Genomic DNA, 17,554 nt, shown 5'->3' with positions numbered 1-17,554 from the left:
TGGCGTGCTGTCATGCCGCATCGCATGATGGTGCCTGAACTGCTTGGGGTCGGGAGTGGAAATGCGCTGCGCTATCGTCGGCCTGATGCTGTGGGCGACCCCCGCGTCGGCGGCCTCCCCCGCCCCGGCCGAACCCGCCACGCGGCCCGCGCCCGTAGCGCAACCCGCCAGCAACCCAGAGATGACCGCGCTGTTCGACGCAGACCAAAAGGCGCGCGACACCCCCGCCACGATCGACTGGAAGGTGCTGTGGCCAGCGGATCGCGCCCGGCGGGCGCGGACGCAGGTGCTGCTCGACACGGGCGCCCTGCACAGCGGGGACGATTTCTATCACGCGGCCTATCTGTTCCAGCATGGCGAGACGCCAGCGGATTTCCTCAAGGCGCATACGCTCGCGGTGGTCGCAACCGCCCGCGGCAAACCCGAGGCGGTGTGGATCGCCGCGGCGACGCTCGACCGCTATCTTCAACGGATCGGTCAGCCGCAAATCTATGGCACGCAATTCCAGCGCGCGCCGGGACACGCCTGGACGCAGGAGCCGTACCAGCGCGAGCTGCTGTCCGATGCGCTGCGCCAGGCGACCAATGTCCCGCCGCTGGTCGATCAAGCGAAGCAACTCGAGGGCTATCGACACCAGCCCGGATAACCGCCCGCCCCCGCGGCAGTTTGTCCAATCGACGCGCCGCCGACAACCGCGTAAGGTCGCACGATGCTCCAGGCGTCTTCGCTCCCCTCCACCGTCCGCCCGCGGACGCTCTCCACCTGGCTGTTCGTCGTGGCCGCGCTGATCGTCGCGATCGTCGTGATCGGCGGGATCACGCGGCTGACCGAATCGGGGCTGTCGATCACGTCATGGAAACCGCTCAGCGGCAGCATTCCCCCGATAACAGATGCGCAGTGGCAGGCCGAATTCGCCAATTACCGCACGATCCCGCAATACGAGGCCTTCAACCAGGGGATGACGCTCGCCGGGTTCAAGGCGATCTTCTTTTGGGAATATCTCCACCGCATGCTTGGCCGCGTGATCGGCCTCGCCTTTCTCGTGCCGCTGGTGTGGTTCGCGGTCCGGCGGCGGATCCCGCGCGGGTATCTGGTGCGGCTCGTCGCTTTGTTCTCGCTGATCGCGCTTCAGGGCACGTTCGGCTGGCTCATGGTCCGCTCGGGGCTCAGTGGACGGACCGAGGTCGCGCCGGGCTGGCTCGCGACGCATTTGCTCACCGCCTTGTTCACGCTCGCCGGCATGGTGTGGACCGCCCTCGATCTGCGCGCGCTCGCCGACAACCGGCTTGCACGCCCTGCCCAGTTGCGGCTGATCCCGGCGATCGCGATCGTGCTGCTGTTCGCGCAGATCCTGTTCGGCGCGCTGACCGCTGGCCTGCGCGCCGGCTACGCCTTTTCGAGCTGGCCGTTGATGGGCGACGTGATCTTCCCGATGGCAACGCCGTTTACCGATCCGCTGTGGCGCAACCTGTTCGACAACCCGATCGTCGTCCAGTTCGTCCATCGCTGGCTCGCCTTCGCCGTCGCGTTCGGCGTGATGATGCTCGCCGCGCGCGCCCGCCGCGCCGGCGCGCCGCGCCTTGGGCTGGCGCTGATCGGCCTGGTCTGTGCGCAGATCGTGCTTGGCATCGTGACGTTGCTGAGCGGGGTCGAGATCGCCGTCGCGGTCGCACACCAGGCCAATGCCGCCTTGCTCGTGATTGCGACCGCCGCCGCGGCGCATGCCGTCGGCCGCCGCGCGATCTGACCCTCCGCAAAGCGCTCCGGTATCAGAATACCCGTCAGCAAACCCGCACTTTGCTTGACTTTCGCAAGGCCAAGCAGCAATAGCGCTTCCAACGGTGCCGCCCTCGAAGGGGCGGCATCTGTCATTTTAGCATGTAAAGGTCACAAGCCCCATGAAGGCGCTGATGAAGACCACCAAACCGGCATTGCCGCATGAGGTGGAGAAGAAATGGATCATCGTCGATGCCGACGGTCTGGTCGTCGGCCGTATGGCGTCGATCATCGCGAACATCCTGCGCGGTAAGCATAAGCCGAGCTTCACCCCGCACGTCGATTGCGGTGACAATGTCATCATCATCAACGCGGACAAGGTGCGGTTCACGGGCAACAAGCTCAAGGACAAGATCTACTACCGTCACACGGGTTATGCCGGCGGCATCAAGGGCGTCGCGGCCGGCAAGATCCTCGAGGGTCGTTTCCCCGAGCGGATCATCGAAAAGGCCATCGAGCGGATGATCCCGCGCGGGCCGCTGGGTCGCGCCCAGCTGCGCAACCTGCGCGTCTTCGCTGGTACCGAGCATCCGCACGAAGCGCAGAACCCCGAAGTCCTCGACATCGGCAGCATGAACCGCAAGAACAAGGTGGGCAACTGATGTCCGACAACCGCCAGTCCCTCGCCGATCTCGCCGGCCTGACCAACACGCCGGCACCGGTTGCAGCGCCTGCCGCTGCAACGACCGCGCCTGCCACCGGCGAAGATTACGTTGCTGCCCCCGCAGCGCCGACGCACGAGCCGATGCCGCTGCGCGAGCAGATCCTCGACCAGTACGGCCGCGCCTATGCGACCGGCCGTCGTAAGGACGCCGTCGCACGCGTCTGGATCAAGCCCGGCACCGGCAAGATCACGATCAACGGCCGCGACCAGGAAGTGTATTTCGCACGTCCGACGCTGCGTCTCGTCATCAACCAGCCGTTCGGCGTGACCGAGCGTGATGGCGCGTATGACGTCGTCTGCACCGTCAAGGGCGGTGGCCTCTCGGGCCAGGCCGGCGCGGTCAAGCATGGTATCAGCCAGGCGCTGACTCGTTTCGAGCCGATCCTGCGTGCGCCCGTCAAGGCAGCCGGGTTCCTGACCCGCGACAGCCGCACGGTCGAGCGTAAGAAGTACGGCAAGGCGAAGGCCCGTCGTAGCTTCCAGTTCTCGAAGCGCTAAGCTTCCACGAAACTGTAGTACGCAAAGGGGCGGTCCGGCAACGGGCCGCCCTTTTCGGTTCTGGTCGACCTGCTCGGCATACCGCGAGCCGCTTGGGCGCGATCTTGCATTGCCACGCTGCCATGCCGAAATACGCAACAGCACCAGAAAAAACGACAAAGGGAAGTCCGGGTTTGACCGACGATCGCGCGCCGCAGGCGACCAACCAGACCGCCTTGCTCGACGGGCCATCGGACGACGTGGTCGAGACGACCGACTGCGCATCGAACGAGCCGACATCGTTTGCCGAGGCGATCGAACAGGTCGGCGCCGGGTCGCTGCTCGGTTACCGCTTGCAGCAACAGGCGATCCTGTCCGATTTCGGGCTGTTCGCGCTGCAATGCCGCGACAATGAAGCGCTGCTCGCCAAGGCTGCCGAAATGGCCGCCGACGGGATGCAGACCAGCCTGTGCAAAGTGCTCGAGTACCGCGCCGAACAGCACGACTTGATCTTCCGCGCGGGCGTGGGGTGGCGCGCCGGGGTGATCGGCAAGGTCAGCCTCGCCGCCGACGATAAGTCCCCCGCGGGCTTCGCCTATCAGAACGGCACGCCCGTCATCTCGAACCATCTCGAGGGCGAGGAGCGCTTCCGCACGCCGAAGATCATGGTCGAACACGGCGTACGCCGCGCGATCAACGTGCTGATCTCGACCACCGCGGGCCCGTGGGGCGTGCTTGAGGTCGACAGCCCGAGCGCCGGCCAGTTCGAGGCCGCCGATATCGCTTTCCTCCAGGGCTTCGCCAATTTGCTCGGCGTCGCGATGGACCGACAGGAGGGCGAGCGCCGCCTCGCCGAAGCGATCGATTACCAGAAGGTGCTCGTCCGCGAGGCGAGCCATCGCGTCAAGAACAGCCTGACGATGCTGTCGAGCATCCTCCATCTGCAATCCCGCAGCAATCCGCTCCCCGAAGTCTCGAGCGCGCTAAACGAGGCGTCGGGCCACGTTATCGCGATCGCCCGGACGCACGATCAATTGTGGCGCCAGGATACCGGACGGATCGAGATCCCCGCGCTGATCAAGGATCTGTGCGCGAGCCTTTCGACGCAGCTCGCCACCGTCACGCTGGAGTGCAGCGCCGACGACATCTCGCTTCATGCCGACCAGGCCGTCGCGGTCGGTCTGCTGCTCACCGAGCTTGTCACCAATGCCGCCAAATATGCCTATGGCGATGCCGGGGGGCGCGTTGTCGTCACCGCGAAGGCGCAGGACAGCGCGATCGTCGTGACCGTGCGCGATTTCGGCAAGGGGTTGCCCGAGGCGTTCGACCTGACGAGCCGATCATCGACGAGCCTGGGTATGCAGCTGATCCGGACGCTGGTGCGCAGTCTCGACGGCGTGATCGACGCCGGATCCGATGGGGGGGCGTGGTTCGCCATCACCTTTCCGGCGAAGCCCGCGCACGGCTGAGACCGGCGCGTTTACGTCCCGTCGAGTTGCGCGATCGTCGCGGTCGCCGCGGGCTCGCCCTTGAGCGCGAGTGCGGCGCGCTCGGCGCCCGCCATCACGCGCATGATGTTGCCGCCCGCCAGCTTGGCGAGATCGCGGTCGCTCCACCCACGCCGCGCCAGTTCGGCGAGCAAGGCGGGATAGGTTTCGACGCCGTCGAGCCCTTGCGGCAATTCGCTAAGCCCATCGAAATCGGATCCGATCCCGACATGGTCGATCCCCGCCACCTTGGCGATATGGTCGATATGGTCGGCGACCATCGTCAGCGTCACCGCTGGCTTGGGGTGCGCCAGCTCCCACGCCGCCAGCGCCGCCTTGGCCTTGTCGGGTTGGCCGATATAGAGCCCGCCGAACGGCGGCGCGTTGTAGCTGGCGATCTCGCCATTGTGCGCCGCCTCCCATAGTCGGCGCTGCTCCGAGACGTAGCTCGGCGCGAAATTGACCATCACGATCCCGCCATTGGCGGCGAGCAGCTTGAGCACGGCGTCGGACACGTTGCGCGGATGATCGCACAGCGCGCGTGCGCTCGAATGCGAGAAGATCACCGGTGCGCTCGACACGCGCAGCGCGGCGCGCATCGTCGCTTCGTTGACGTGGCTGAGATCGACCAGCATGCCGAGCCGGTTGAGTTCGTGCACCACCGCCTCGCCGAACTTGGTCAGACCGCCATGCTTCGGATCGTCGGTCGCCGAATCGGCCCAGGCGATCGTCCGCGAATGCGTCAGCGTGAGATAGGATGCGCCGAGCTGGCGATAGGCGCGCAGCACGGCGAACCTCCCGTCGATCTGCCCCCCGCCCTCGACCCCGAGAAGCGACGCGATCCGGCCCTTCGCCTGGATCCGCCGGACGTCGGCAGCGGTGGTCGCGGCCTCGAACACGGTCGGATAGCGAGCGAAGATCTGCTGCATCAGCCCGATCTGCTCGAACGTCGCTTCGACCTGCTGCGGCCCGGGCAAGTTGGCATCGACATAGACCGACCAGAATTGCCCGCCGACGCCGCCCTTGCGCAGCCGCGTGATGTCGGTGTCGTATTTGGCCGGGTCGAGCGTCGTCAGATCGAGCGTCCAGCGCGCGTCGCCGGCGCGGCCGACGAGCGTCTCGGCCCAGTCGTTATGCCCGTCGATCAGCGGCGTGTCTTTCAGCACGCGCGCGACGCGAGCGTCGATGTCGGACGGCGCTGCATAAGCGGGTGCTGTGGCGAGCAGGAGCGACGCGAGCAGGAGAGCTGTTTTCATTACGCCAGCGTATCGCGCAACGGCGGCGTTACAAGCCCTTCGGCATGCAGCGCTTATTCCGCGCGTTCCCGCTCGAGCGGACGATCGGGCGCCGGCGTCATCGTCCGCAGCAGCACGTCGAAACGCCCGTCGGCGATGCGGATTTCGTTGAACGAGGGCGGCGTCGTGCGCGTGCGTTCGGACAGCGTTCCCGCGCCGATCATCCGCACCACGGTGCCATCGACGCTATGCGCAATGTCGAACGGATCATGGACATGTCCGGTCAGCACCGCATCCGCGCCGGCGTCGGCCAGCGCCCGAAGCGCAGCCGCGCCGTTATGCGTCTGCGCCGACATCCGCGTCTCGGGTTCGACCAGCGGATGATGACAGGCGATGAAGACCAGCTTTCCCGCAGGCACCTGAGCCAGCAACGCGAGCGTGCGATCGAGCGCGCCGCGGCTCACCTTGCCCTTCGACCAGTTGAGCCGCCATTGCGCGCGCGCCGTCGTCACGAGCGGGACGATCGCGACGCCGGGCAAGTCGAGCGGCTGCTCGACCATCCGCTCGATCTTGCGCATCCGCCGATAAGGCCGGAAGAACCGGTCGATCGGGTTGAAATAGGGCAAATCGTGATTGCCGACCTCGACCGTCACCGGCACGCCGAGCCCCTGCAACCACGCGAGCCCGGCGGAGAACTCGCGGCGCCGTGCGCGCATCGTCAGGTCGCCCGTCATGATCACCGCGTCGGGCTGCTCGGCCTTGACCAGCCCCCCGAACCAGGCGACCGCTGCCGCATCCTCGCGCCCGAAATGCACGTCGCTGACATGGAACAGCCGCATCACGCGTCCTTCTTGGTCGTAATGAAGAGCTCGCGCGTGGTGCCGAGCCGGATCGTGCTGCCGGGTTCGAGCATCACCGGTTCGCCGTCCACCAGCGCAAGCGCCGGCTTGTCGCCGCGTGTCCGGAACTGCTCGGCATGGCATTGCGTGACCTCGGACGCCTCGACCCAGTCGCCGGTCACCCATTCCCAGCCGAGCCGCGTCAGCGCGCGAAAATCGCGCGCGTCGATCGCCGCGATATCGAGCCGCCCTGGCTCTGCCCGCACCAACACCGCTTGCGCGCCGTGCTTGAGGCCAGGCACGCCGTCGAGCCGGATGCCGTGACCGAAAGTCCGTCGCCACGCCTGGCGCAGGGCGCGACCCAATCCCCGCAACCGCCCCGCCCGCACCAGCTCGCGCGCGCGGACCCAGGTGGCGGCCGGCCCAAGGATCAGCCCGACCAGCGCGCGATGCTCCGGCAGGTCGACCACCGGAAGCGCGATCTTGCGACCATGGGCGATCGCCGCGGTGACGATCGCCGCAGGATCGGTCGAGCCGTGGAGCATCTTGGCGAGCAGGTTCATCGTGCCGCCGGGCAGGATCAACACTGCGCCGCGCCATTCCGCCAGCGCACTGACCGCCGCATTGATCGTCCCGTCCCCCGCGAACAGCACTGCTGTGTCGACGTCAGCCGCATCGAGCGATTCGGCGGTCGGCAAGGGGTCGCTCGGGAAAGCGGTGCGTCCGACCAGCGTCAGCCCCTCCCCGGCGAACGACGCCGCGATGGCATCGGCCTTGGCGGGGGTCGCGGTGCCCGATTTGATATTGGTGATGAACCACAGTCTCTGCATGGCGCGCTCAACGCACAGCGCGGCCAGAAGTGACGCCTGCGCAACGGAAAAAAACGCGACTTCGCGCGGCAATTACGCGTTGGCAGCGTCCTTCGCAGGCTGTGCATCGGACAAATTGGCCCGGATCTGTTGCAAGGTCGCGATTACGAGCGCCTGCTCGGCATCCGAGACCCCCGCCAGCGCACTGCCGAGCATTTCGTCGGCAAGATGCCCGAGATCGTCGAGCAAAGGCCGCGCGCGCTCGGTCAGGTAGATTTGCCACGCGCGCCGGTCGCTCGGGTCGCGGCGCCGCTCGACCAACCCGGCTTCCTCGAGCCGGTCGATCATCCGGCACGCGGTGATCGGCTCGACCTCGAGCATTTCGGCCAGCCCGCCCTGATTGATCCCCTCGCCTCGCTGAAGAAACTTCAGCACGCGCCACTGCGTCCGCGTCACGCCAATCGCGCGCGCGCGCTCGTCGAAGCGACGGCGCATCAGTCGCGAAACGTCACTGATCATGAAGGCGATCGAATCTTGCATGGCACGCGGTATAATAAGCATGCTCAAAATATCCAGCGTTTCCTCGATCCGTCCTGGGCGCCGCGCGATATCCCGCGCAAAAAGCGCTGTCGTTCAGGGCGTCGCTTGTGCGAGATGGGGCGATGACTGACTCTCGTCCCGCCCCGATCGCCGAACTCACGCTGCGCGGCGTGCTGCTTGGCGGGCTCATCACGCTGCTGTTCACCGCCGCCAACGTCTATCTCGGGCTCAAGGTCGGGCTGACCTTCGCGACCTCGATTCCCGCCGCGGTGATCTCGATGGCGATCCTCAAGCTGTTCAAGGGATCGACGATCCTCGAGAACAACATTGTCCAGACGGTCGCCAGTGCAGCGGGCACACTCGCCGCGATCATCTTTGTGCTGCCGGGGCTGGTGATGATCGGCTGGTGGCAGGACTTCCCCTATGTCCAGACCGCCGCAATCACGATGACCGGCGGGATCCTCGGCGTCATGTTCTCGGTGCCGTTGCGGCGTGCGCTCGTCGTCGATACCGACCTGCCCTATCCCGAGGGTGTCGCCGCCGCCGAAGTGCTCCAGATCGGCGCCGGATCGCGCGAGGGCGAGGCCGAAGCCCGCCAAGGATTGCTCGTTTTGATCTGGAACAGCATCGCCTCGGCGGCTTTCGCGATCTTCACGCAGACCAAGATCATTACCGATACCGCCGCAACCAGCTTCCGCGTCGGCGCGGGCGCAACGGGGATCTCGGGCAGCCTGTCGTTCGCGCTGATCGGCGTCGGGCATCTCGTCGGCATCTCGGTCGGCGCGGCGATGGCGCTCGGGCTCGTGATCGGTTGGTTCGTGCTCGTGCCGATGCTGACCGCGGCGCATCCCGCGCCGAGCGACATCGCCGACTGGGTCAACACCGTGTGGAAGGGCGACGTGCGCTTCTTCGGCGCGGGCGTGATCGGCATTTCGGCGATCTGGACCCTGGTCAAGATCGCCGGCCCCGTGATCGGTGGCGTGCGCTCAGCACTCGCCGCCAGCGCCGCGCGCGGCAAGGGCGAGACGCTCGCGCTCGAGGAACGCGATTTGCCGATCGCCTGGGTCGCGCTCGTCGCGCTGCTGACGCTGCTGCCGATCGGCTGGCTGTTGTGGGACGTGATCGCGGGCGGCGCGCTCGTCGGCTCGGCATTCCTGCTGATCGCTGGGGCGCTCGTGTTCGTGCTTGTCGCGGGGCTGATGATCGCGGCGGTGTGCGGCTATATGGCGGGGCTGATCGGGGCGTCGAACTCGCCCGTGTCGGGGATCGGTATCCTCGCGGTGATCGGATCGTCGCTGATGCTCGTCGGGCTGTTCGGGCAGAATCCCGGCGCCGACACGACGCGCGCGCTGATCGCCTATGCGCTGATCGTCACCGGTATCGTGTTTGGTGTCGCGACGATCTCGAACGACAATCTGCAGGACCTCAAGACCGGCCAGCTCGTCGGCGCGACGCCGTGGAAGCAGCAGGTCGCGCTCGTGATCGGCGTTGTGTTCGGATCGCTGATCATTCCGCCGGTGCTCAACGTGCTCAACAGCGGGATGGGGTTCGTCGGCGTCCCCGGCGCTGGGCCGAACGCGCTTGCGGCGCCACAGGCGGGGCTGATCTCGGCGCTGGCGAAGGGTGTGTTGTCGGGCGATGCGAACTGGACGATGCTCGGCTACGGCGTCGCTGCGGGCGTCGCGCTGATCGCGCTCGACGAGCTGCTCGGTCGGCTCCGGCTGTTGCGCCTGCCGCCGCTCGGCGTCGCGCTCGGCATCTACCTGCCGATGGCGGTGATCCTGCCGACCGTGCTCGGCTCGGTGTTCGGCTGGTTCTACAACCGTTGGGCACACCGCAGCGCGAACCCTGAGATTGCCGAGCGGATGGGGACGCTGACCGCGACGGGCATGATCGTCGGCGAAAGCCTGTGGGGCGTGGTGTTCGCGCTGGTCGTGTGGCTGAGCGGCAGCGATGCGCCGCTCAAGCTGATGTCGGGCCACGAGACCGAGGCGTTGATCGGGGGGACGCTCTTGTTCTTCGCGATCGCGGCGATGCTGTATCGCCGCGCGGTGGCGGCAACACGCTGAAATCCCTCTCGCTTTGGGAGAGGGTGGCCGATCGCAGCGAGGTCGGGTGAGGGCAGAACACGAACTGCCCTAACCCGTCCCCCTCGGCTTCGCCGAGCGGGCCCCTTCCCTCTCCCGAACGGGGAGGGAGGTTAAGCCATCGCCTCGAGCAGCGTCTTGATGTCGATGAACGCGAACGCGACCGAGCTATCGGCCACGCCGTAGGGCACGAACAGCGTGTCGCCATGCCGGATCGCGCCGCACGTATAGACGACGTTGGGCACATAGCCCTCACGGTCCTGGTTCGCCGCGGCCAGGATCGGCTCGCGTGTGCGGCCGGTCACCTTGGCCGGGTTGGTCTTGTCGAGCAGCACCGCACCGATTGCATATTTGCGCATTGCGCCAACGCCGTGCGTCAGCAGCAGCCAGCCCTCGTCGAGCTCGATCGGCGGGCCGCAATTGCCGATCTGGACCAGCTCCCACGGATACATCGGCCCGAGCAGCTTTTCGCCCTCGTCCCAATGCGTCAGCGTGTCGGATTTGATCAGATACAGGTTTTCGCCGTCCTGCCGGCCGATCATCATGTACTGGCCGTTCACCTTGCGCGGGAACAGCCCCATGCCCTTGTTGCGCGACGCCGAACCCGACATCGGCACCAGATCGAACGCGCGGAAATCGCGCGTGCGCATCAGCTCGGACTGGATCGTCGAGCCGTTATACGCGGTGTACGTGCCGAGCCATTCGTAGCTGCCATCGTCATGCTGGAACTGGACGAGGCGAAGATCCTCGAGCCCCTTCGACTGTGCCGCGGTGATCGGGAAGATCACCGTACCCGACAGCGTCGAATCGCGGTGGCGATAGACGGTGATCGGCCCCTCGGGCAGCTCTTCCTCGTCGAGCCCGACCGCATCGGTCGCGGTCGCGAACGGCGGCTCGGGCGCGAGCTTCAACTGGTTGCCGTCGGTAATGATGCCTTCGCGGAACGCGACCGAGGAGATGTGCCCTTCGCCAACCGCGCGCAAACTCATCAGGATGCGCTGCGATCCCGCAGGCATGCCCGACTGGTCGAAATGCGGCACCGCGCTGGGATTCATCAACGCCGCCGCAGCATAGCTGTATTCGTGGCAGAAATAGGCACCGATCAGCTGGCGCTTCTCGTCGCCGATCTCGCTACCGTCGAGCCCGAGCATCGCCTCGATCTCGTCGTAGCGCGTCATGAAGACGCGCCGCGTCTGCCAATGCCGCGCCTCGAAATCCTTGAGCACCACCTCGAGCTCGGCGCGCGTCTCTGCAGCATCGAGCGCCATCACGGCATTGACGATCCGCTCGGTGCGGTTGCCACCATTGCCGCTCCAGGCAAGGTGGAACGGTCGCACGACGACCCGTGACGGGTCGGCGTGGAGTCGCAATGGGTGTTCAAACAGCTCGATCACAATATCGCCTCGCGTAACGCCTTGGCGACGTCGCGAGCGAGGCTACGCGACGGCGCGATCCGGTCCTGCCACGCTTTGCGCCCGCTTTGCCAGCCCGGAAATCGTGCAACCGGCCAATTGCAGCGCCAAAATCGACTCGGCACCCTGATTCCGGTTGAGCCCGCTCGGCATCAGGCCGTCGAAGCAGCCGCCATCCTGGACGGTTGCCAGCGGCAAATCGAGATCGTTCTGCCCGAGATACCAGCGATACGCGCGGTTGGCTTCCTCGACCCAACGCGCGTCCCGCGACGCGTCGAACGCCGCGCTGCACGCGTCGATCGTCGCCTGCGCCTCGAGCGGCTGCTGGTCGAACTGCAAAGGCTCGGCATAGACCCGCCCGAAGCTCTCGCTGCCGACCGCGCGGAAGCGGCCGTCGGGCGAGGTCTGCTTGGCGACGATCCATTCGAGCGTCTTGAGGCCGCACTGGATCATGTCGTCGCGCTGGAGCGCAAGACCGGCACGCAGCAGCGCCTCGGGCAGACGCGCATTATCATACGCCAACACGATCTCGAACCATTCCCACTGCGGACGGCGCGCATCCTCGAGCAAAGCAAGCAGATCGTCGCCGAAGCGCGTCAGAATCGTCCGGGCGAGGGAATGCGTCGGAACCACCTCGAGCATCGCCGCGGCACCCAGTATCGCAAAGGCGTGGGCGCGTGGCGATCCGAGCTCGAGCGACAGCGACGCCGTCATGTCGAACATCGATGCGGCCCACATCTTGTGCTTGTCCATCTGCGCATCGCGCGCGGTCACGCCGAAGGCCCACAGCGTACGACCGTTCGAATCCTCCGAACCGAACTCCTCGCACCAGGTGCGATCGAAATTCATGAAGTTGCGGAAACGCCGCTCCTCGGGGTTCCAGGCATATTGCAGGAACGACGCATAAATCGTCATCCACTTGTCGCGCTGGACCTCGTCGAGCGACGTCATCTGGCTGACCAGCATGAGCGCACGGGCGTTGTCGTCGATGCAATACCCATGGCGGCGATCGGGGATCGAGAAGATCGAATGCTGCAGCATTCCGGTCGAATCGCTCATCCGCTCGACCGCCGCGAAATCGGGTGCCAACGGAGTCAGCGCCGCAGTGCTGCTCGGCATGCGCAACGGCTTGGAGGCGACCATCTGCCCAATCTCGCGCATGGCAAGTTCGGCGAGACGCGGCCAGATCATCGTACGGCCACGCGCATAGGCACGCTCCGAAAGCTTGATCCGGTTGCGCTCGCTGCCGAGCAAGGCGTTGATCTCGCGCGCGAACGCTGCGGAATCCCCAAAGTCGACGAGCACGCCGTGCCCATCCGCGAGAATCTCGGTCGCATGGACATACGGCGTCGAGACGACCGCCTTGCCGACGCCCACTGCGTAGGACAAGGTCCCCGACGTGATCTGCGCCGGATTGAGATACGGCGTCGCATAGATGTCTGCAGCCTGCAGATAGTCGATGAGCTCGTCATGCTCGAGAAACGCATCGATGAATTCGATGTTGCGGCCGACCCCGAGATCGAGCGCGAGCGCCTTCAACTTGTCGCGATACTTCTCGCCTTCGTGTGCGACGAGGTTCGGATGCGTCGCACCCAGCACGGCGTAGAGCACGTTGGGGTTCTGCTCGACGATCGCGGGCAGCGCATTGATCATCACTTCGATGCCCTTGCCCGGCGCGAGCAGGCCGAAGGTCAGGACGACGTCGCGCCCTTCCCAGCCAAAGCGCGACTTGAGCGTGTTGGGATCGACGAACTCGCGATCGGGAACACCGTGCGGGATCATCACGATCGACCGGCCGGTTGCACCATATACGCGCTCGAGGATCTCACGCCCACGCTCGGCCATGACGATGACGCGCGACGCACGCCGCAGCAGGCCTTCCATCACGCGACGCTGATCGGCGTTGGGCTTTTCGAGGATCGTGTGGAGCGTAACGATCACCGGCATCGACACGCGCTCGAGCAAGGCGAGGATATGCTCGCCCGCTGCGCCGCCGAAAATGCCGTATTCGTGTTGCAGCCACAACGCCTGCGCACCGCTCGCCTCGATCTCGCGCGCGGCTTCGAGATACTGCATCCGGTCCTGCTCGGGGATGCTGCGCGTCACCTCGGGGGGATATTCGTAACGGCCGGGGTGATCGTCCATCGCATAGACGTCGATCTTAAGATCCGGGAACCGGCTCTTCAGCGCGGTGAAGGTATCGGTGGTATAGGTTGCGAGACCACATTTACGCGGCAGAAAATTACCGACCAAAGCCAGGTGGTCGATCGAGTTCACGACATCCGCCAGTTGCACCATGTTCGCAAATCCTATTTCTGACGGGGCTTATACCCTCGAGTTACCTCTCCCGAACGGCCAAGTTTCAATATGGTTGCAAGAATGTTGCATTGCAACAATGGGAATTGTCTGATCCAAATCAACCTTGCGGTAGGATGAACGAGCCCAGCGCTCAACCGCGCCCGCGATAGCCCGGAACGTCCTGCGACGGCAGCCACAAGCTCTCGGGCGGTGGGCCCGATTGCCAGAAAACGTCGATCGGGATGCCACCGCGCGGGTACCAATACCCACCGATTCGCAACCATGTCGGCTGCATCTCGGTGAACAGCCGTTCGCCAATCCCGACGGTGCAATCCTCATGGAACGCTTGGTGGTTGCGGAACGCGCCGAGAAACAGCTTGAGCGACTTCGATTCGACGATCGTTGCTGCAGGTGCGTAATCGATCACGAGATGCGCGAAATCGGGCTGTGCCGTCACCGGGCAAAGCGAGGTGAATTCGGGCACCGCGAAGCGCACCAGATACAGGCGACCGGGCCGCGGGTTGGGAACGTAATCGAGCACCGCCTCCTCGGGCGAAGTGGGGAGCGCGCTGGTTTGGCCGAGATGCATAGGAGTCATGCACAGCGATATAGGGAAGCGATCCGCCCCCGTCATCCCGCACCGATCATCCCGCGCAGATGATCCTCGAGCGTCTCGACGGCGCGCGATCGGATGGTTAGGCTATCAAAAAACCAAGGAGACGATCGATGGATTCGCTGGTGACAACCGAATGGCTCGCAAACGAGCTGGGCGCGAACGACCTGAGGATTGTCGACGCCACCTATTTCGCCGGACTCGTCGACCGCGACCCCGCCGCCGAATATGAAGCCGCGCACATCCCGGGCGCCGTGTTCATGGATCTCGCCGAGATCGCCGACACCAGCAGCACCCTACCCTCGATGCTCCCCGCGCCCGAAAAGTTCGCCAGCCGGATGCAGTCGCTCGGTCTCGGCGATGGCAGCCGCATCGTGCTCTACGACAATTCGCCGCTCCACACCTCGGCGCGCGCCTGGTTCATGCTGCGCACCTTCGGCGCGCATGATGTCGCGATCCTCGATGGCGGGCTCGCCAAGTGGCAGGCCGAAGGGCGTGAGACCGCCAGCGGCAAGGAGCAGCTCCGCCACCGCCACTTCACCGTTTGGGCCGACGACAAGGGCGTCCGCACGCTCGATCAGATGAAGGCCAATGTCGACAGCGGCGCCGAGCAAGTGCTCGACGCGCGCTCGGCCGCACGCTTCACCGGCGAGGAACCCGATCCGCGCCCGGCGACGCATGCCGGCCATATTCCGGGCTCGAAGAACCTGCCCGTCGGCGAGCTCTTCAATGCCGATGGCACGTGGAAGACCGGCGACGCGTTGAAGTCGGCGTTCGAAGGCGCGGGCATCGATGTCGCCAAGCCGCTCGTCACGACCTGTGGCTCGGGCATCACCGCCTCGGCGCTGGCGTTCGGCGCGCATCTGCTCGGCAACGAGGCGGCGGTCTATGACGGCAGCTGGTCCGAATGGGGTGCCGACCGCACCACGCCAAAGGCGACCGGCGCGGCGTAAGCGCATCTCGAAAGCCCCTCCCCTGAACGGGAGGGGCTTCTGACAATACACGCGACACTCTTGCCTTCTTCACGGTCTCCCGCTTTGCAGGGCCTGCATTGCAGGATTTCGCGCCATGAAGAAGACCGATGCCCCCAAGGGCGATTCGACCCGCGTCGTCACCGCCGGCCGCCGCAAGGAATGGACGCAGGGGATCGTCAACACGCCGGTCTGGCGCGCCTCGACGATCCTCTACGATTCGGTCGTGGATCTGCGCGAGGCGGGTGGGCGCGATACGCACCACCGGCTGTTCTACGGTCGCAAGGGCACGCCGACGCAGTGGAGCCTCGCCGATGCGCTGACCGAGCTCGAGCCCGGCGCCGAGGGCACCTTCCTTTACCCCTCGGGCGTCGCAGCGATCGCAGCCGCATTGCTGTCGGTGCTCTCGCCCGGCGACGAACTGCTCCTTCCCGACAGCGCCTATGACCCGACTCGCGCGATGGGCATGGGGCTGCTCAAGCGGATGGGGATCACGACGCGCTTCTATGATCCGATGATCGGCGCGGGCATCGCCGACGTGATCACCGATGCGACTCGCGCGATCCTGCTCGAAAGCCCCGGCAGCCTGACCTTCGAGGTTCAGGACATTCCCGCGATCGTCGCCGTCGCCAAGGCGCGCGGCATCACCACGCTGCTCGACAACACCTGGGCGACGCCGCTGTTCTTTCCCGCGATCGCGCACGGCATCGACCTCACGATCCTTGCGTGCACAAAATATATCGTCGGCCATAGCGACGTGATGCTCGGCTCGGTCACTGCCGCGCCGGGCCATTTCGCGCGGCTACGCGACACCAGCTTCCAGCTCGGCCAGATCGCCAGCCCCGACGACAGCTGGCTCGCCAGTCGTGGCCTGCGCACGATGGCGATCCGGCTCAAGCAGCATCAGGCAAGCGCGCTCGAGATCGCGCACTGGCTCGAGCAGCAGCCCGAAGTCGCGACCGTGCTCCACCCGGCTTTGCCGAGCTGCCCCGGCCACGCGCACTTCCTGCGCGACTTTACGGGGTCGTCGGGGCTGTTCTCGTTCGTCCTCAACGGCGGTGGCGAGGCCGATCGCGCGCGGCTGATCGACGGGCTCGAGCATTTCGGGATCGGCTATAGCTGGGGCGGGTTCGAAAGCCTCGCGCTTCCGGTCGACCCACAACGCCATCGCAGCGTCATGCGCCGCGCCGATGCCGGGCCACTCGTCCGGCTGCAGATCGGCCTCGAGGATCCGGCGGATCTGATCGCCGACCTCGCCGCTGGCCTAGCGCGCTTTTCCGCTCAGCAATGATTTGAAACACTGGTGTTGCGCAACAGCCACAATAGCGCGGTATCCCGCGCACGCGCGCGAATTAAGTTGTGCGATGCAGCGTAGCTCGGCAATGAAAGATCTTGCCGCTTAGCTGCGCGGGAGGTCTTGCGCCTCCGACAGACGCCGCATCGGTAAAGCAGGCGGGGACAGTCGCATTTTCGAAAGGGAAACGATGCGCTTCTCCACATCTACGCTTGGCGCGCTCTTGCTCGCCGCCTCCGCCACGCCCGCCTTTGCGCAGGATATCCCAACCACCACCACGCCCGACGCCAAGGACGCCCCCGCCGCGGCGCCTGCTGCGCCCGACAAGCCGTTCAAGATCACCGGCGGCGCGACGCTGATCAGCGATTACCGCTTCCGCGGTTTGACCCAGACCAACGGCGAAGGTGCCGTCCAGGGCACGATCAACATCAACAGCACGGCCGGTTTCTATGTCGGCACCTGGGCCTCGACGATCGACGGCAGCGGCAAGACCCCGCTCCTCACCGGATATGGCGATGCCGAGGTCGATCTGTACGCCGGCTATACCAAGACCTTCAGCGGCCTGACGGTCGATGGCGGCCTGCTCTATTATTACTATCCGAGCGGCGTAAAGGGCCTCAACACCGACTTCTTCGAGCCCTATGCTTCGGTGAGCTACACGCTCGGCCCGGTCTCGACCAAGGTCGGCGGCAATTATGCATGGGGCGGCCAGAAGGGCCTCGATTTCACGCCGAACAACAAGGACGACAATATCTACGTCTATGGCGAAGCCTCGGTCGCGGTGCCCAAGACGCCGATCACGCTGAAGGGCCATCTCGGCTATACCGACGGCTCGCTCGGCCTCGCCAACCTCAACGGCAACGACCGCAACTATCTCGACTGGTCGGCAACCGCCGAAGCCGTCGGGGGTCCGTTCAAGGTCGGCGTGAGCTATGTCGATACCGACATCACCAACAACAAGGTCGGCGGGCTGTACCGGCGCGGCTATGCGTCGCGCTTCGGCCGCGGATCGACTGTGCTCGCCTATGTCGGCGTGAACTTCTGATACGAAA

Annotated in this window: 16 protein-coding genes; 9 read left to right on the top strand and 7 right to left on the bottom strand. The window is 65.7% G+C overall.

Annotated elements, in window-relative coordinates:
• Positions 1-61 precede the first annotated feature (61 nt).
• The 5 genes from ACP7C5_RS10105 (at position 62) to ACP7C5_RS10085 (ending at position 4,386) form a co-directional block, all read left to right on the top strand.
• Positions 62-646, top strand: a complete 585-nt coding sequence (locus ACP7C5_RS10105) for a hypothetical protein (RefSeq protein ID WP_354287992.1) — start codon at positions 62-64, stop codon at positions 644-646.
• Positions 647-709: 63 nt separating this feature from the next.
• Positions 710-1,747 carry a COX15/CtaA family protein gene (locus ACP7C5_RS10100; RefSeq protein ID WP_426264134.1) on the top strand — a complete coding sequence of 346 codons (1,038 nt, stop codon included), beginning with the start codon at positions 710-712 and terminating at the stop codon, positions 1,745-1,747.
• 151 nt (positions 1,748-1,898) lie between these two features.
• Entirely contained in the window at positions 1,899-2,378 is a 480-nt protein-coding gene (gene rplM / locus ACP7C5_RS10095; protein WP_010185350.1) for a 50S ribosomal protein L13, read from the top strand.
• Complete coding sequence (rpsI, locus tag ACP7C5_RS10090) at positions 2,378-2,938, top strand: 30S ribosomal protein S9 (RefSeq protein WP_133186622.1); 561 nt, start codon at positions 2,378-2,380, stop codon at positions 2,936-2,938. The genes rplM and rpsI overlap by 1 nt, the downstream gene beginning before the upstream one ends.
• Before the next feature lie 173 nt (positions 2,939-3,111).
• Positions 3,112-4,386 (top strand): sensor histidine kinase, encoded by a 1,275-nt coding sequence (locus tag ACP7C5_RS10085; RefSeq protein ID WP_133186620.1) that lies wholly within the window; start codon positions 3,112-3,114, stop codon positions 4,384-4,386.
• Between the two features lie 11 nt (positions 4,387-4,397).
• Here ACP7C5_RS10085 and ACP7C5_RS10080 read toward each other — a convergent pair whose 3' ends face one another.
• The 4 genes from ACP7C5_RS10080 to ACP7C5_RS10065 form a co-directional block, all read right to left on the bottom strand.
• Positions 4,398-5,660, bottom strand: a complete 1,263-nt coding sequence (locus ACP7C5_RS10080) for a dipeptidase (protein WP_426264133.1) — start codon at positions 5,658-5,660, stop codon at positions 4,398-4,400.
• Between the two features lie 53 nt (positions 5,661-5,713).
• Positions 5,714-6,481: a metallophosphoesterase family protein gene (locus ACP7C5_RS10075; protein WP_426264132.1), complete on the bottom strand. Its 768-nt coding sequence runs from the start codon at positions 6,479-6,481 to the stop codon at positions 5,714-5,716.
• Positions 6,478-7,308, bottom strand: coding sequence for a diacylglycerol/lipid kinase family protein (locus tag ACP7C5_RS10070; protein ID WP_426264131.1), 831 nt, complete (start codon positions 7,306-7,308; stop codon positions 6,478-6,480). Before ACP7C5_RS10070 ends, ACP7C5_RS10075 begins: the two co-directional genes overlap by 4 nt.
• Positions 7,309-7,380: 72 nt before the next feature.
• The gene (locus ACP7C5_RS10065; RefSeq protein WP_354287987.1) at positions 7,381-7,827 is read right to left on the bottom strand and encodes a MarR family winged helix-turn-helix transcriptional regulator; all 447 of its coding nucleotides are present in this window, start codon (positions 7,825-7,827) and stop codon (positions 7,381-7,383) included.
• A 122-nt stretch (positions 7,828-7,949) separates the two neighbouring features.
• Between ACP7C5_RS10065 and ACP7C5_RS10060 the strand changes: the two genes are divergently transcribed.
• Complete coding sequence (locus tag ACP7C5_RS10060; protein ID WP_426264130.1) at positions 7,950-9,896, top strand: OPT family oligopeptide transporter; 1,947 nt, start codon at positions 7,950-7,952, stop codon at positions 9,894-9,896.
• A gap of 131 nt (positions 9,897-10,027) precedes the next feature.
• Here ACP7C5_RS10060 and ACP7C5_RS10055 read toward each other — a convergent pair whose 3' ends face one another.
• From ACP7C5_RS10055 to queF, 3 genes are all read right to left on the bottom strand, one after another.
• Positions 10,028-11,308 carry a glycoside hydrolase family 130 protein gene (locus ACP7C5_RS10055; RefSeq protein WP_426264129.1) on the bottom strand — a complete coding sequence of 427 codons (1,281 nt, stop codon included), beginning with the start codon at positions 11,306-11,308 and terminating at the stop codon, positions 10,028-10,030.
• A gap of 42 nt (positions 11,309-11,350) precedes the next feature.
• Entirely contained in the window at positions 11,351-13,624 is a 2,274-nt protein-coding gene (locus ACP7C5_RS10050) for a glycosyltransferase (RefSeq protein ID WP_426264128.1), read from the bottom strand.
• A 151-nt stretch (positions 13,625-13,775) separates the two neighbouring features.
• Positions 13,776-14,222 (bottom strand): preQ(1) synthase, encoded by a 447-nt coding sequence (gene queF, locus ACP7C5_RS10045; RefSeq protein ID WP_426264127.1) that lies wholly within the window; start codon positions 14,220-14,222, stop codon positions 13,776-13,778.
• 128 nt (positions 14,223-14,350) lie between these two features.
• On the opposite strand from queF, the gene sseA reads away from it, so the two are divergent.
• From sseA to ACP7C5_RS10030, 3 genes are all read left to right on the top strand, one after another.
• Positions 14,351-15,190 carry a 3-mercaptopyruvate sulfurtransferase gene (sseA, locus tag ACP7C5_RS10040; protein WP_426264126.1) on the top strand — a complete coding sequence of 280 codons (840 nt, stop codon included), beginning with the start codon at positions 14,351-14,353 and terminating at the stop codon, positions 15,188-15,190.
• A 115-nt stretch (positions 15,191-15,305) separates the two neighbouring features.
• Positions 15,306-16,499, top strand: coding sequence for a cystathionine beta-lyase (metC, locus tag ACP7C5_RS10035; RefSeq protein WP_426264125.1), 1,194 nt, complete (start codon positions 15,306-15,308; stop codon positions 16,497-16,499).
• 193 nt (positions 16,500-16,692) lie between these two features.
• Complete coding sequence (locus ACP7C5_RS10030) at positions 16,693-17,547, top strand: TorF family putative porin (protein ID WP_426264124.1); 855 nt, start codon at positions 16,693-16,695, stop codon at positions 17,545-17,547.
• Positions 17,548-17,554: the final 7 nt, after the last annotated feature.

This window comes from Sphingomonas sp. PWP1-2 (genome assembly GCF_049898305.1).
Taxonomy (GTDB): domain Bacteria; phylum Pseudomonadota; class Alphaproteobacteria; order Sphingomonadales; family Sphingomonadaceae; genus Sphingomonas; species Sphingomonas glacialis.
The sequence above is the reverse complement of the archived record's forward strand: the minus strand, read 5'-3'. Positions and strand labels throughout refer to the sequence as shown.